The sequence below is a fragment of the Variovorax glacialis genome, assembly GCF_051216375.1.
Taxonomy (GTDB): Bacteria; Pseudomonadota; Gammaproteobacteria; order Burkholderiales; family Burkholderiaceae_C; genus Variovorax.
On the sequence record NZ_JBPJZT010000004.1, the window covers coordinates 206,987 to 220,832 of the forward strand.

The following is a 13,846-nucleotide window of genomic DNA, read 5'->3' on the forward strand; positions in this document are numbered from 1 at the left end:
CATGGGTCGGCGCCGCGAAAGGCGGCACCGCCTGCTACCACCTCATGCCGAGCCGCAGGAAGATTCTGGACAGGACGAACAGCGGCCCGACCCACAGGTATTGGATGTCCTCGAAGAACGAAGGTTTCTTCCCTTCGATCTTGTGGCCGATGAACTGGAATACCCATGCCACCACAAAAATAGCGGCTGAAACCGGAAAAACAAGGTCGCCCAGCGCATGCACCGCCGCCAGGAGCGCGACCGTTCCCACGAGCATGGTGATCAGGAAGGCGGGCGAATGCAGCGTCGCGTAGTACACGAGGCTCGCCGCCACGAATGCATAGGCCGCCCATGGGTGCAGGGCGAAAAGCAGCCCGACGATGCTGAGCATGATCGCCGGGATCGCCACCATGTGGATCGCCTCGTTGGTGGGATTCCGGTGGCTTTCGCCGTAGTGCGCAAGCAGGCGATCCACCTTCCTGTCGCTGCCAGCCAGCGGTGCGGCCGTCGTGTTCATCTTGTCTCCTCGGCTTGTTTTGGCGCCGAAGATGATGCCAGATCGCCGTGGGCGCGTCGCGCGGATCGACTACCCCAACAGGGCCTGCGCAAACTCCCGGGCGTTGAAGGTCTCGAGATCCTCGAGCTTCTCACCCACGCCGATGAAATAGACGGGAACCGGCCGCTCGCGGGCAATGGCGCACAGCACGCCGCCCTTGGCCGTGCCGTCGAGCTTGGTGACGACCAGGCCCGTCAACCCCAGGGCTTCGTCGAAGGACCTGACCTGCGCCAGCGCGTTCTGCCCCGTATTGCCGTCGATCACCAGCAGGACCTCATGCGGCGCCGTCGCATCCGCCCGCGTGACGACGCGCTTGATCTTCTTGAGTTCGTCCATCAGGTGGATCTGCGTCGGCAATCTGCCGGCCGTGTCGACGAGCACGACGTCCTTGCCGCGCGCCTTGCCTGCGTTGACTGCGTCGAAGCTCACGGCGGCCGGATCGCCGCCTTCCTGGCTGACGATTTCCACGGTATTGCGATCAGCCCAGACCAGCAACTGCTCGCGCGCAGCCGCCCGGAAGGTGTCGGCGGCCGCCAGGAGCACGGAGGCGCCTTCGTTTGCCAGGTGCTTGGTAAGCTTGCCGATCGAAGTCGTCTTGCCCGCGCCGTTGACGCCGGCCACCATGATCACGGTCGGTGTGTGTTGCCCGATCACGAGCGACTTTTCCAGCGGGCGAAGCAGGTCCGCGATCGCGTCGACGAGCAGCACCTTCACTTGCGCGGCATCGGTGGCCATGTTGCTCTTGACTCGACGACGGAGGTCGTCGAGGAGCTGTTCCGTCGCCTTGACGCCCGTATCGGCCATCAGGAGGGCTTCTTCGAGCTCTTCATACAGAGCATCGTCGATCTGGGCGTTGACGAAGACGGCGGTGATGCTGTTGCCGGTCTTGCGCAGGCCGTTCTTGAGCTTGCCGAGCCAGCCGCTGCGTTCGGGCACGGGCGGCTGGACGAGGGCTGAAGCGGGCGCCACCACCGGGGCGGGTGCAGCTACCGGTTCCGGCGCCGGCGTGGCTGCCGCTGCCGGCGCGAATGTCGCAGGCGCGGCCACAGGCGCCTGAGGTGAGAGGGGCGGGCTCGCCGGGGCCGGCGGCGGCTCTGCAACCGTCGGTTTGGTGCCGAACCAGGTGGAGGGTGAAAAGACCGACTTGGCCTGCGCGGGCGGCGTCTCCGCAGGCGCCTCGGCCGCCGGAACCGCGGGTGACGGAAGCGGCACCTGCCCTTCGGAAGGCGGTTTTTTCTTGAAGAAACTGAACATTGCGTGGTTTTTACAATCCGAGCCATTCTATGAAACACCCCTCGCCACGCCGCGCTGCGTCTGGTGCGGTGCTGGCCTCGGTGCTGTTCGCGCCCTGGGCCCTGCCCGCCCTTGCACAAACTCCTCCCTCGTCGCCGCCCCTTTCCGCGGCTGCAGCAACCGCCCCGGTCCCCGCCGAACAGTTCACGCTCGCCAACGGGATGACCCTGATCGTGAAGCCCGACCGCCGCGCGCCGACCGCGGTCCAGATGCTCTGGGTTCGCGTCGGCTCAATGGACGAGGTCGACGGCACCTCGGGCGTCGCCCACGTGCTGGAGCACATGATGTTCAAGGGCACCAAGGACCTGAAGCCGGGCGAGTTCTCCCGCCGCGTTGCCGCATTGGGCGGGCGCGAAAACGCCTTCACCACGCGCGACTACACCGGTTACTACCAGCAGATCCCCGCGGACAAGCTGGAGCAGGTGATGAAGCTCGAATCCGACCGCTTCGCCAACAACCAGTGGGCCGACGACGAGTTCAAGCGCGAGATCGAGGTGGTCAAGGAAGAGCGCCGCATGCGCACCGACGACCAGCCGCGCGCCTTGCTCGGCGAACAGCAGAACGCCGCCGTCTTCACCGCCTCGCCCTATCACCGCCCGGTGGTCGGCTGGATGAGCGATCTCGATGCGATGACGCCGGACGACGCCCGCGCCTTCTTCAAGCGCTGGTATGCGCCAGCCAATGCGGCACTCGTCGTCGCGGGCGATGTCGATGTCGCCAAGGTGCGGGCTTGGGCCGAGAAGTATTACGGTTCCATCCCTGCGCGCGCCGTCCCGGAGCGCAAGCCGCGTATTGAACCGGCGCAGCGCGGCATCCGCCGCGTCGAGTTCAAGGCCCCGGCGGAGCAAGCCTATGTCTCGCTCGCGTACCGCGTGCCCCAGATCGATCCCGCGGACAAGTTCGGCGGCGATATCGACCCCTACGCGCTGGTGGTGCTGGCTGCGGTGCTCGACGGCTATCCGGGCGCACGGCTCGATCGCGCCTTGACGCAGGGCCCCGATCGCGTGGCCGATTCGGCGGGCGCCTACTCGGGCTTCGTCGGTCGCGGCCCGCAATTGTTCGTGCTCGAGGGCGTCCCCGCGGCCGGCAAGAGCTCCGCTGCGGTCGAAGCCGCGCTGCGCGCCGAGGTGGCGAAGATTGCCCGCGACGGCATCGGCGAAGCCGAACTGGCCCGCGTGAAGACGCAATGGGTTGCCAGCGAGACTTACAAGCTCGATTCCGTGATGGCGCAGGCGCGCGAACTCGGAGCCAACTGGGTGCAGGGCCTGCCGCTCGACGCGAGCGCCCGCATCATCGACCGGCTCCAGGGCGTGACGGCGGCACAGGTTCAGGCCGTGGCCGCCAGGTACTTCGGCGATGACCAGTTGACCGCCGCCGCGCTGCATCCCCTGCCACCTGACACCACCCGCCGTCCGCGCGGCTTCGCAGCGCCCGCCGGCGACCTGCGCTGAACGAAGGCTGAAGTTCCATGTCCACCCCATTCCACATCCGACGCACCGCGCGTCGCGCCATCCTCGCCGTAGCCACGGTGGTTTTCGGCGCCTTCGCCCATGCGGGCATCCCGATCCAGCATTGGACGCAGCCGAGCGGCGCCAACGTCTATCTCGCCATCACCAATGCGCTTCCCATCGTCGATGTGCAGATCGACTTCGACGCGGGCGCCCGGCGCGATCCCCCCGCCCAGGCGGGCCTGGCCGGCGTGACCGCGGGCATGGTCGAAAAAGGCATCCGCGCCAGCGGCAGCGACCCGGCCATGGACCAGAACGCCCTTGGCGAAGCCTGGGCCGATCTCGGCGCGAACTTCGACGTGAGCGGCGGGGCCGAGCGCACCAGCTTCACCTTGCGCACGCTCGCCGACCCGGTGCTGCTCGACAAGGCAGTCCGGCTCGCAGCGCGCGAGATCGGCGAGCCGGCCTTTCCCGAGGACGTCTGGAAGCGGGAACGGGAACGCCTGAACGCGGCCATCCGGGAAGCCAACACGAAGCCGGCCACGATCGCGGAAAAAGCGTTCTCCAAGGCGGTCTACGGAACGCATCCCTACGGCATGGACACCACTGAAGCGACCCTGGCGCAGATCGACGTCGCCACGATGCGCCAGCGTTACGAGCGGCTCATCGTTCCGTGCCGCGCCAAGGTGAGCATCGTCGGCGCGGTGACGCGCGAGCGGGCCGACGAGATCGCGACGGCCCTGCTGTCCCGGCTGCCTTCATCGCCCTCCGCATGCGCGGCGCTGCCGCCGGTGCCAGAGGTCGCGCCGCTCACCGCCGCGAAGGAAGAGCGGATTCCGCACGATTCCGCGCAGGCGCACGTGATCATCGGCCAGCCCGGCTACCGCCGCGCCGATCCGGACCACTTCGCGCTCAACCTCGGCAACTACGTCCTCGGCGGCGGCGGCTTCGTATCGCGGCTGACGGAACAGGTGCGCGAGAAGCGCGGGCTGGCCTACAGCGTCTACAGCACGTTCTCCCCGGGCCTGCATGCGGGTGCGTTCCGCATCGGCTTCCAGACGCGTCCGGACCAGGCCGACGACGCGGTGAAGGTGTCGCGCGAAGTGCTCGCGAAGTTCGTCGCCGAGGGCCCGACCGATGCCGAGCTGAAGGCGGCCAAGGACAACCTCATCGGCGGCTTTCCGCTCCTGCTCGACAGCAATCGCAAGCTGCTGGGCAACGTCGCCAACATCGCCTGGAACGACCTGCCGCTCGACTACCTCGACACCTGGACCGCCCGCATGAACGCTGTCACGGCGGCCGACATCAAGGCCGCATACGGGCGCAAGCTGCAGCCGGACCGCATGGTGACTGTCGTGGTCGGCGACAAGCCGAAGCCCTGAACCCCGCGCAGGTGCCGTTAAGCTCGGGGCGTGAAACCAACGCCCCGCAAACCTGCCACCTCCGCACCGGCCAAGCTGGCCAAGGCGCCCCATTTCGTACGGATCATCGGCGGCCAATGGAAGCGCACCCGCCTGGCCGTCGCCGACAAGCCCGGCTTGCGCCCCACGCCGGACCGTGTGCGCGAAACGCTGTTCAATTGGCTGGCGAGCCTGGCGGGTGCCGGCGGCGGTGAAATCCCGGCCTGGCACTGCGTCGATGCCTTCGCGGGCACGGGCGCGCTCGGGCTCGAAGCCGCGTCACGCGGGGCCGCATCGGTCCTGCTGTGCGAGCAGGATCCGGCCCTCGTCGCGCAATTGCAGTCGCTCAAGACCAAGCTCGCCGCCGACGCCGTGCGCGTGGAGCGCGGCAATGGCGTCACCGCGCTGGATCGCACACCGGCAGGCAGCCTGCATGCCGTCTTTCTCGACCCGCCCTTCGAGAACACCGCGCTGTATGTGCCCGCGCTGCGCGCCGCCGCGCGTGCCCTGCGACCCGACGGCGTGGTCTACCTCGAAGCTGCGCGCCTGTGGAGCGATGACGAACTGGCCACACTGGGCCTGATCGGCTACCGCTACCTGAAGGCGGGCGCCGTGCATGCGCATCTTCTCCAACGCGCGCCGGAGGCGGCTGCATAATCCGCCGAACTTGACCGCAGCGACTGAACCAGGAGAAAGCACCATGTCCAGCAACGTGATCGCGGTTTATCCCGGCACCTTCGACCCCATCACGCTGGGTCACGAAGACGTGGTGCGGCGTGCGACCCAGCTGTTCTCACGGGTAATCGTCGCCGTGGCGGCGGGCCATCACAAGAAGGCGCTCTTCACGCTCCAGGAGCGGATCGAGATGGCGCGGGATGCTGTCAAGCCCTTCAGCGACCAGGTCACGGTCGAGAGCTTCTCGGGCCTGCTGCGCGACTTCGTCGTGGCGCGTGGTGGCAAGGCCATGGTGCGCGGCCTGCGCGCCGTGACCGACTTCGACTACGAATTCCAGCTGGCCGGCATGAATCGATCGCTGATGCCGGATGTCGAAACCGTCTTTCTCACGCCCAGCGACAAGTACCAGTTCATCTCCAGCACCTTCGTCCGTGAAATCGCGATGCTGGGCGGCGAAGTCGACAAGTTCGTCTCGCCGAAGGTGCAGGACAGCCTGATGACCAAAGTGCGCAGCCTCGGCAGGGAATGACGGTCGCAGGCTCGTCGCCCCGCCTCCATTCCCTCGGCGAGGCCGCCCTCCTGTGCGAACTGCCCGCGCCGGCGACTCTGGCGCAGCAGCAACAGGTCTGGGCGCTCGCGACCGAAGCCCTGCAATGGCGCGGCATCCAGGAAGTGCTGCCGGGCATGAACAACCTGACCCTGCTTTTCGACCCCTCGCAGATCGATGGCGTCGAACTCGAGATGCAGGTGCTCTCCGCATGGCCCCAGCTTGCGGCAGCGCCGATCCAGGGTCGCCACATTGAGATTCCGGTGGCGTACGGCGGCGAGGCCGGCCCCGACCTTGCCGATGTCGCCGCCCACACGGGCCTGACGCCGGCCGAAGTGGTCCGGCGCCACAGCGAGGGCGACTACGTGGTCTACCTGCTGGGCTTCCTGCCCGGCTTCGCTTTCATGGGCGGCCTGCCCCCGGAACTGGCGACGCCCCGGCGCGCCGAGCCGCGCGTGGCGGTGCCCGCGCGCTCTGTGGGGATCGGCGGCGAGCAGACGGGCATCTATCCGCTGGTTTCGCCGGGCGGTTGGCAGCTGATCGGGCGCACCTCGCTGGAATTGTTCGACCCGGGCGCGGCGGAGCCAACCTTGTTGCGTCCGGGCGATCACGTGCGCTTCGTCGTGGAAAGCATGGAACTGTGATGGCGGGTCGCGCGAGCCTGACGGTGCTGCGACCGGGCATGATGGCCTCGGTGCAGGACGCGGGGCGCTACGGCCACCGCCAACTCGGCATCTGCCCGGGCGGCGCGCTCGATACGCTGGCACTGGCGCTGGCCAACCGGCTCGTGGGCAACGCCGACGGCGCGGCCGGCCTGGAACTCACCATGGGGGCGTGCGAGCTTCGTTTCGAAGCTGACACGCGCATCGCCTTCGCCGGCGACGACTTCGATGCGCGCCTGGACGGCGTGCCGCTGTGGCCCTGCTGGAGCGTGCCGGTGCGTGCCGGGCAGACGCTCAAGCTGGGGCGTGCCAATCGCTCGAAGACCAAGGTGGGATTGCGCACCTGGCTGGCGATCGCCGGAGGCATCGATGTTCCCGTGATCCTCGGCTCACGCAGCACGGACCTGAAGGCCGGCTTCGGCGGACATGCGGGCCGAGCCCTGAAAGCGGGCGATTCGTTGATGCTGGGGCCTTCCATGCTGAGCACCACCCAGCTGTCGCGCGGGCCGTTCGGCTTGCGGATGCCCGAGTGGCGTTTCCATCCGTCCGACCGGGCGATCGTCCTGCGGGTCATGCCCGGCCCCGAGTTCGAGCAGTTCACGGTGGCGTCGCGCGAGCTCCTGTGGCGCGAACCCTGGCGCATCACGCCGCGGAGCAACCGCATGGGCAGCCGGCTGGAAGGCCCCGAACTCAAGCGCAGGCGCAGCGTGGACATGCTCTCGTCGGCCGTGATCCCCGGCACGATCCAGGTGCCGCCTTCGGGCCAGCCGATCATCCTGATGGGCGACGCGCAGACCACCGGCGGCTATCCCCGCATCGGCGTGGTCATCCGGGCCGATCTCTGGAAGCTCGCGCAGGCACCGCTCAACGGCCTGTTGCGCCTCGAGCAGGTCGATGCCGCGGCGGCGATCGCGGCGTGGGCCGGGCAGCGGCGCTACCTCGGGCAGGTGGCACAAGGCCTTGCGTCCGCAGGATGGATCGCACCGGCGCAGAATGCCGCGGAAGGAGAAACCCATGCAGATTGACCTCAACGCCGACCTCGGCGAAGGCTGCGACAACGACGAGGCCCTGCTCGGCCTCGTGAGCTCGGCTAACATCGCCTGCGGCTGGCATGCCGGCGACGCGAACACCATGCGCCAGTGCGTGCGCTGGGCCATCGACAACGGCGTGGCGATCGGCGCGCACCCGAGCTTCCCCGATCGCGAGAACTTCGGCCGCAGCACGATGAACCTGCCGCCCGAGGAGATTGTTTCGGGCGTGCTCTACCAGGTCGGCGCGCTCGCGGCGATCGTCAAGGCAGAAGGCGGCACGCTCGCCCACGTCAAGCCCCATGGCGCGCTCTACAACCAGGCCGTGAAGGACCCGGTGCTTGCTGAAGCCATCTGCGAGGCGGTGCGCCGCTTCGACCCCGGGCTCCGCCTCTTCGGCCTCGCCGGCAGCGGCATGATCGGCGCCGCCGAGCGCGCGGGACTCAAGCCGGTCGAGGAAGTGTTCGCCGATCGCGGCTATCAGCCCGACGGCAGCCTCGTGCCGCGCAGCCAGCCCGGCGCACTGATCGAGGACGAGGAACAGTCGCTGGCGCAGACGCTGTCGCTGGTGCGCGATCACAAGGTGACTGCGATCGATGGCAGCGTGGTCGCCGTCAACGCGCAGACCGTGTGCCTTCACGGCGACGGCGCGCATGCACTGGCCTTTGCGCGCCGCATCCGCGAGCGCCTCGCGGCCGAAGGAATCGCCGTGGCGGCGATGGCATGAAGAACGCCGTCGGATCATGAATGTCCTGCTGACGGGTTTCGAGCCCTTCGACAAGGAGGCGATCAATCCCTCCTGGGAGGCCGTGCGTGCGCTCGACGGCTGGCGCTGCGACGGCGCATTCGTCCATGCGCGGCGCGTGTCCTGCGTGTTCGGCGCCGCGCTGCGCGAGCTCGATGCGGCGATCGACGAGCTGCAGCCGCAACTGGTGCTGGCCATCGGCCAGGCCGGCGGGCGCAGCGAGATCACGCCCGAGCGGGTGGCGATCAACATCGACGACGGCCGCATCTGCGACAACGCCGGCCGCCAGCCGATCGACGAGCCCGTGGTGGCCGGCGCGCCGGCCGCCTACTTTGCCAGCCTGCCGATCAAGGCCATGGTGCGCGACCTGCGCGCCGCTGGCATTCCGGCTTCCGTGTCGAACACGGCCGGCACCTTCGTGTGCAATCACATTTTCTTCGGCCTGATGCACCGCATCGCGACGCGGCCGGTGCCGGGCATGCGCGGTGGCTTCATCCACATTCCCTATCTGCCCGAGCAGGTGGCTCGCCTTCCGGGCATGCCGAGCATGGCGCTGGAGACGGTGGTTGCCGCGCTGCGCATTGCCATCAGGACGTCGCTGACCGTTCGCGAGGACGTGCGTGAAGTGGGCGGCCAACTGCACTGACCCGGCGCAGGGTCATGCGGCCGCCGGAAAACGCTTCAGCCAATCGGCGAGCGTGGTGTTGACGGGTTCGGGCTTTTCCATCGTGAGCATGTGACCGCACTGGGCGACCCACACGAGTTCGGCATGCGGCATCAGCGTCGCGATCTCGCGCGAGCATTCCGGTGGCGTGAGGCGGTCGCCTTCGCCGCACATCACGAGCACGGGGCAGTTCAGGCGGGCCAGGTGCGGCCTTGCATCGGGCCGCTCCATGAGGGCACGGTTCTGACGGATCAGTTGCGCCGCGCCGGCGTCGAGCACCAGGTCGACGTAGCGCTTGATCAACGCCGCATCGCCCGCCTGGGCAGGATGGAAGGCGAATCCGGCGTTGAGTTCGATCACGTCGCGCGCCTCGCCGCGCTCGAAAAGCTCGATCGCCGATTCGCGCAGCTCGTACATGTCGGGCGTTTCCGGGCGGGCATTGGTGCCGAGCAGGGCCAGGCCGACGACGCGTTCGGGCGCCTGCCGCGCGGCTTCCATCGCGATCATTCCGCCCATCGACGCACCGCACAGGATCAGCGGTCCGTCGTGTTCGTGCAGCAGGGCGGTGGCCATGGCCTCGATGCAGTCATGCCGCATATGGACATCGCTCACGCGGACTTCGAGGGCGGAGGGGAGGGCGGGCAATTGCGCCTCCCAGAGGCGCTCGTCGCAGGCGAGGCCGGGCAGCAGGACAAGCGTAGGCATCGGCGGATTCTCGTCGAAGCGCCGGCCACACGAAGTTGTCAACGTCGGGGGCGACAATCGAGGGCATGGCTACCGAATTGATCCTGATCCGCCACGGCGAAACCGACTGGAACCGGGAACTGCGCTTCCAGGGCCACATCGACGTTCCTCTCAATGACCTGGGCCACGAGCAGGCGCGCCGGCTCGGGCTCCGGATGGCGGGCGAGTCTGTGCAGCACCTCGTCAGCAGCGACCTCATGCGCGCGCAACAGACCGCCGCGCCGGCTTCGAGGCAGCTCGAACTGGAGATCGTCACCTCCGCCGCGCTGCGGGAGCAGAACTTCGGCGTGGTCGACGGCATGCGCGCCGACGAGATCCAGGACCTGCATCCGCGCGCATGGGAGGACTGGCTCCAGTTCCGCGAGGACCACGCGATGCCCGAGGGCGAATCGCCGCGCGAGTTCCACACCCGGATCATCGAGGCGCTCGGCCGCATCGCCGTCGCGCATGCAGGGCAGACCGTGCTGGTGGTGACGCACGGCGGCGTCCTCGACATGGTGTGGCGCACGGTTCACGGCCTCGGCCTCAACGGACCCCGGCAGAGCGACATCCCGAACGCGGGCTTCAACCGCATCCGCGTTGCCGATTCGGCGTCGCCTTCGGTGATCGAGATACTCGACTGGGCCGACATCCGCCATCTGGCCGACCTGCCGGCGCAACCGACCTACGACCAGCGACGGCATCTCAGGAAATAGCCGGCGCGAATCGCAAGATTCATCAAGCGCGCAGCAATGAAGATCAAGCGCGCACGCACCGGCGGCTGCATCATCGGCACGTGCATGACAGCCGAGGGATGCCGATGGATTACGCGACTGCCACCGATCTCGCCGCCCATCTCCGTGAAGGGCGAGTCTCCTCCGTCGAACTGCTGAGGCGCTCGATCGAGCGTATCGAGAAGTTCGATCCGCAGATTAACGCCGTGGTTACGCGCGATTTCGAGCGTGCGCGGTCGGCCGCCGCGGTAGCCGATGCGGCGCTGGCGCGTGGCGAGCGACGGCCGCTCCTAGGCGTGCCCGTGACCGTGAAGGACGCCTTCAACGTGGCCGGACTGCCGACGACCTGGGGCATCCCAGGGACGGAAAACGCGCGCGCTACCCAGGATGCCGTCGTGGTTCGTCGCCTGAAAGCGGCGGGCGCCATCGTGATCGGCAAGACCAATGTCGCGATGCATCTGGCGGACTGGCAGAGCGCGAACCCGGTGTTCGGCACGACGAACAACCCCTGGGACCTGGCCCGCACGCCGGGCGGTTCGTCCGGCGGCAGTGCGGCCGCGCTGGCGGCGGGCTACGTGCCGCTGGAGTTCGGCACGGACCTCGGCGGCTCGTTGCGCGTGCCGGCGCATTGCTGCGGCATCTTCGCGCACAAGCCATCGCATGGTCTGGTTCCGATGCGCGGTTGCGCGCCACCGGGCACACCGGAGCTGTCCGTCGCGGCGCAGGTCGACCTTGCGGTGGCGGGCCCGATGGCACGCAGTGCCGCCGACCTGGCGCTTGCACTCGATATCGTCGCGGGGCCGGACGATGCGGACGCGGTCGCGGTCGCGTACAGGCTCGTCCTGCCGCCCGCGCGGCAGACAGCGCTGGAAGCGTTCCGGGTGCTGGTGCTCGACACGCATCCGATGGTGCCCACGTCCAAAGCCGTGCGCGGGTCGTTGCGCCGCGTGGGCGACGACCTGGCGCGCTTGGGCTGCCGGGTCGAAGATGCGAGCCCGCTCTTGCCGGACCTCGAACGCGTGGCAACGCTCTGGGGGCAGTTGATGTGGGCGCTGATCAGCGCCGACATGCCGGGCGTGCCCGGGGTCGACCATCGTGCATGGATCCAGGCGGACCGTGCGCGCATGGGCATCGCGCATCAGTGGCGGGCGTTCTTCGAGTCGTGGGACGTGATCCTGTGCCCCGTCATGCCGACGCCCGCCTTCCTGCACGACCATGGGGACATGGAGGCCCGTCGGCTGCGCGTCGACGACCGGGAGATTCCGTACAAGGATCAATCTGCGTGGTCCAGCATCGCCACACTCACCGGACTGCCCTCGACCGCCATGCCGATCGGGCTCAGTGACGAGGGGCTGCCGATCGGCATGCAGGTCATCGGGCCGCGGCTCGAAGACCGCACGCCCCTTGCCTTCGCGCAGGCCATGGAGCAAGCGTTCGGCGGCTTCGTGGTGCCGCCGGCGTTCCGCGACTGATCTCCCCATAATGAGCGTCCCACAGGAGACGCATCGATGGCACAGATGTCCGCGCAAGAGGTCGAGCACTACCGGGCCGAAGGCTGGGTGATTCCGAGATTCCAGCTCCCGCCTGCACGCGTGGCGGCGATGCGCGACGCGCTGGATGCACTGATCCGCGACAACCCAGGCGTGCGTCCGGAAAAGCTCGTTTCAGCCCACATCGAGGGCGACAACGGCGAGGGCGTCCGCGGCAGCCGTCAGTTTCTTGAACTGGCAAAGGATCCGGAGATCGTCGAACTCGTTTCCGGTGTGGTCGGGGACGACGTGATCCTCTGGGGTTGCCATGTCTTCTGCAAGCCGCCGGAAGAAGGGTACGAGACACCCTGGCATCAGGACGGCCACTACTGGCCGATCCGTCCGCTGGCCAACTGCACCGTCTGGGTCGCGCTGGAGGAGTCGACGGCCGAGAACGGATGCCTGCGGGTCATCCCTCGGTCCCACCGTGCGCAGGAACTGCACGAGCACCTGCATGAGGACCGCACCGACCTCACCCTGAACCAGCGCATGGCCGAGGGCACTTTCGACGAAGCGGCCGCCGTCGACCTCGAACTGCAACCGGGCCAGATGTCGCTGCACGACGTCTACATGATCCATGGCGCCCGGGCCAATACGTCCGCCAAGCGCCGCACCGGCGTGGCGCTGCGCTACATGCCGTCGACCTCGGTGTTCGAGCGCGATTTGCGGCCTGCCGACGGCAAGACCGGCGTGGCGGTCAATTTTGCGCAGCGTCCCCTCTGGCTGCTGAAGGGCGTCGACCGAAGCGGCCGGAACGACTTCGAAATCGGCCATCGACGGTAGCGCTACCGTCACGCCTAGAATGTGCCGATGAGCAAAGACGGCACTCCCGCTCGCCGCACCCGCCGGGGCAGCGGGGCGGTCACCCTGCACGACGTGGCGAAGCTCGCCGGCGTGGCGCCCATCACCGCATCGCGCGCGCTGAGTTCGCCCACGCAGGTCTCGGCCGACGTTCTCAGGCGGGTGACCGACGCCGTCGGGCGGACCGGTTACGTCCGCAACGTGCTCGCAGGCGGTCTGGCGTCCACGCGCAGCCGGCTGGTCGCGGCGGTGGTTCCGACGATCTCCGGGCCCGTCTTCCTGCAGACGGTGCAATCGCTGACAGAGGCGCTCGCCGAGCGCGGCTATCAGCTGATGCTGGGCCAGAGCGGCTATGTGGATTCGCGCGAGGACGCATTGCTCGAGGCCATCATCGGCCGACGGCCCGACGGCATCGTGCTGACCGGCATCATCCATTCGCCCGAGGGCCGCAGGCGCCTGGTGGCCGCCGGGATTCCGGTGGTCGAGACCTGGGATCTCACGCCGACGCCGCTCGACATGCTCGTGGGCTTTTCCCACCCGGACGTGGGGCGTGCCGTGGTCGACTTTCTGCGCCGGAAAGGGCGACGGCGCCTCGCTGTCGTGGCGGGCGACGACGAGCGTTCGCGGCGGCGCCACCAGGCGTTCCGCGAGGCCGCGCTGGCTGCCGGTCTGCCCGATGTGCCCATCCTCCAGCTGCCCGCGCCGACCACGCTGAAGAGCGGGCGCGCCGCGCTGGCCGAACTGCTGAGGGACCAGCCGGAGGTCGATGCGGTGTTCTGCAGCTCGGACCTGCTCGCCCTCGGCGTGCTGGTCGAGGCGCAATCGCGAGGCATCGATGTGCCCGGGCGGCTGTCTGTCGTCGGCTTCGGCGATCTCGAGTTCTCCGCCGACCTGCATCCCGCATTGACCACGGTGCGGATCGACGGCACGGCCATCGGCCGCCATGCCGCGCAGTTCATCGTCGATCGCGCGGAAGGTCGACAGACCGGCCCGCGGGTCGTCGACGTCGGCTTTTCGATCGTCGAACGCGACAGCGCGTGATCCGTGTAAACCCCTAGGACA

Annotated in this window: 15 protein-coding genes; 12 read left to right on the top strand and 3 right to left on the bottom strand. The window is 68.4% G+C overall.

Translation table 11 applies throughout. From position 1 onward, the window contains the following. Nucleotides 1–34 precede the first annotated feature (34 nt). Both ACSFBL_RS12655 and ftsY read right to left on the bottom strand, forming a co-directional pair. Nucleotides 35–496: an Mpo1 family 2-hydroxy fatty acid dioxygenase gene (locus tag ACSFBL_RS12655; RefSeq protein WP_435516134.1), complete on the bottom strand. Its 462-nt coding sequence runs from the start codon at nt 494–496 to the stop codon at nt 35–37. A gap of 69 nt (nt 497–565) precedes the next feature. Continuing rightward, nucleotides 566–1,789 (bottom strand): signal recognition particle-docking protein FtsY, encoded by a 1,224-nt coding sequence (gene ftsY, locus ACSFBL_RS12660; protein WP_435516135.1) that lies wholly within the window; start codon nt 1,787–1,789, stop codon nt 566–568. Between the two features lie 29 nt (nt 1,790–1,818). On the opposite strand from ftsY, the gene ACSFBL_RS12665 reads away from it, so the two are divergent. From ACSFBL_RS12665 to pcp, 8 genes are read left to right on the top strand one after another with little or no spacing between them, the layout of a single operon-like run. Next, nucleotides 1,819–3,279, top strand: a complete 1,461-nt coding sequence (locus ACSFBL_RS12665) for a M16 family metallopeptidase (protein WP_435516136.1) — start codon at nt 1,819–1,821, stop codon at nt 3,277–3,279. Between the two features lie 17 nt (nt 3,280–3,296). After that, nucleotides 3,297–4,658, top strand: a complete 1,362-nt coding sequence (locus tag ACSFBL_RS12670; RefSeq protein WP_435516137.1) for a M16 family metallopeptidase — start codon at nt 3,297–3,299, stop codon at nt 4,656–4,658. Nucleotides 4,659–4,688: 30 nt separating this feature from the next. Next, nucleotides 4,689–5,333, top strand: coding sequence for an RsmD family RNA methyltransferase (locus ACSFBL_RS12675; protein ID WP_435516138.1), 645 nt, complete (start codon nt 4,689–4,691; stop codon nt 5,331–5,333). A 43-nt stretch (nt 5,334–5,376) separates the two neighbouring features. Continuing rightward, entirely contained in the window at nt 5,377–5,880 is a 504-nt protein-coding gene (gene coaD, locus ACSFBL_RS12680; RefSeq protein ID WP_435516139.1) for a pantetheine-phosphate adenylyltransferase, read from the top strand. Beyond that, on the top strand, nt 5,877–6,542 hold the full coding sequence (pxpB, locus tag ACSFBL_RS12685) for a 5-oxoprolinase subunit PxpB (RefSeq protein ID WP_435516140.1): 666 nt from the start codon (nt 5,877–5,879) through the stop codon (nt 6,540–6,542). Before coaD ends, pxpB begins: the two co-directional genes overlap by 4 nt. Continuing rightward, nucleotides 6,542–7,585 carry a 5-oxoprolinase subunit C family protein gene (locus ACSFBL_RS12690; protein WP_435516141.1) on the top strand — a complete coding sequence of 348 codons (1,044 nt, stop codon included), beginning with the start codon at nt 6,542–6,544 and terminating at the stop codon, nt 7,583–7,585. Before pxpB ends, ACSFBL_RS12690 begins: the two co-directional genes overlap by 1 nt. After that, a complete protein-coding gene (gene pxpA, locus ACSFBL_RS12695) occupies nt 7,575–8,315 on the top strand; it encodes a 5-oxoprolinase subunit PxpA (RefSeq protein WP_435516142.1) in 741 nt (246 codons plus the stop codon). The genes ACSFBL_RS12690 and pxpA overlap by 11 nt, the downstream gene beginning before the upstream one ends. Nucleotides 8,316–8,328: 13 nt before the next feature. Further along, entirely contained in the window at nt 8,329–8,979 is a 651-nt protein-coding gene (gene pcp, locus ACSFBL_RS12700) for a pyroglutamyl-peptidase I (protein WP_435516496.1), read from the top strand. Nucleotides 8,980–8,991: 12 nt separating this feature from the next. Here pcp and ACSFBL_RS12705 read toward each other — a convergent pair whose 3' ends face one another. Next, nucleotides 8,992–9,702 carry an alpha/beta fold hydrolase gene (locus ACSFBL_RS12705; RefSeq protein WP_435516143.1) on the bottom strand — a complete coding sequence of 237 codons (711 nt, stop codon included), beginning with the start codon at nt 9,700–9,702 and terminating at the stop codon, nt 8,992–8,994. Nucleotides 9,703–9,767: 65 nt separating this feature from the next. On the opposite strand from ACSFBL_RS12705, the gene ACSFBL_RS12710 reads away from it, so the two are divergent. The 4 genes from ACSFBL_RS12710 (at nt 9,768) to ACSFBL_RS12725 (ending at nt 13,825) form a co-directional block, all read left to right on the top strand. Continuing rightward, the gene (locus ACSFBL_RS12710) at nt 9,768–10,436 is read left to right on the top strand and encodes a histidine phosphatase family protein (RefSeq protein ID WP_435516144.1); all 669 of its coding nucleotides are present in this window, start codon (nt 9,768–9,770) and stop codon (nt 10,434–10,436) included. Between the two features lie 104 nt (nt 10,437–10,540). Next, nucleotides 10,541–11,926, top strand: a complete 1,386-nt coding sequence (locus tag ACSFBL_RS12715; RefSeq protein ID WP_435516145.1) for an amidase family protein — start codon at nt 10,541–10,543, stop codon at nt 11,924–11,926. 36 nt (nt 11,927–11,962) lie between these two features. Then, entirely contained in the window at nt 11,963–12,766 is an 804-nt protein-coding gene (locus ACSFBL_RS12720; RefSeq protein ID WP_435516146.1) for a phytanoyl-CoA dioxygenase family protein, read from the top strand. A 27-nt stretch (nt 12,767–12,793) separates the two neighbouring features. Next, complete coding sequence (locus ACSFBL_RS12725) at nt 12,794–13,825, top strand: LacI family DNA-binding transcriptional regulator (RefSeq protein ID WP_435516147.1); 1,032 nt, start codon at nt 12,794–12,796, stop codon at nt 13,823–13,825. Nucleotides 13,826–13,846 lie beyond the last annotated feature (21 nt).

What these genes read in the sequence shown, in the direction of transcription:
- coaD (WP_435516139.1), top strand. Translation starts at nt 5,377, where the DNA reads ATGTCCAGCAACGTGATCGCGGTTTATCCCGGCACCTTCGACCCCATC.
- ACSFBL_RS12670 (WP_435516137.1), top strand. Translation starts at nt 3,297, where the DNA reads ATGTCCACCCCATTCCACATCCGACGCACCGCGCGTCGCGCCATCCTC.
- ACSFBL_RS12690 (WP_435516141.1), top strand. Translation starts at nt 6,542, where the DNA reads ATGGCGGGTCGCGCGAGCCTGACGGTGCTGCGACCGGGCATGATGGCC.
- ACSFBL_RS12715 (WP_435516145.1), top strand. Translation starts at nt 10,541, where the DNA reads ATGGATTACGCGACTGCCACCGATCTCGCCGCCCATCTCCGTGAAGGG.
- ACSFBL_RS12665 (WP_435516136.1), top strand. Translation starts at nt 1,819, where the DNA reads ATGAAACACCCCTCGCCACGCCGCGCTGCGTCTGGTGCGGTGCTGGCC.
- pxpA (WP_435516142.1), top strand. Translation starts at nt 7,575, where the DNA reads ATGCAGATTGACCTCAACGCCGACCTCGGCGAAGGCTGCGACAACGAC.
- ACSFBL_RS12710 (WP_435516144.1), top strand. Translation starts at nt 9,768, where the DNA reads ATGGCTACCGAATTGATCCTGATCCGCCACGGCGAAACCGACTGGAAC.
- ACSFBL_RS12655 (WP_435516134.1), bottom strand. Translation starts at nt 496, where the DNA reads ATGAACACGACGGCCGCACCGCTGGCTGGCAGCGACAGGAAGGTGGAT.
- pxpB (WP_435516140.1), top strand. Translation starts at nt 5,877, where the DNA reads ATGACGGTCGCAGGCTCGTCGCCCCGCCTCCATTCCCTCGGCGAGGCC.
- ACSFBL_RS12705 (WP_435516143.1), bottom strand. Translation starts at nt 9,702, where the DNA reads ATGCCTACGCTTGTCCTGCTGCCCGGCCTCGCCTGCGACGAGCGCCTC.
- ACSFBL_RS12725 (WP_435516147.1), top strand. Translation starts at nt 12,794, where the DNA reads ATGAGCAAAGACGGCACTCCCGCTCGCCGCACCCGCCGGGGCAGCGGG.
- ftsY (WP_435516135.1), bottom strand. Translation starts at nt 1,789, where the DNA reads ATGTTCAGTTTCTTCAAGAAAAAACCGCCTTCCGAAGGGCAGGTGCCG.
- ACSFBL_RS12720 (WP_435516146.1), top strand. Translation starts at nt 11,963, where the DNA reads ATGGCACAGATGTCCGCGCAAGAGGTCGAGCACTACCGGGCCGAAGGC.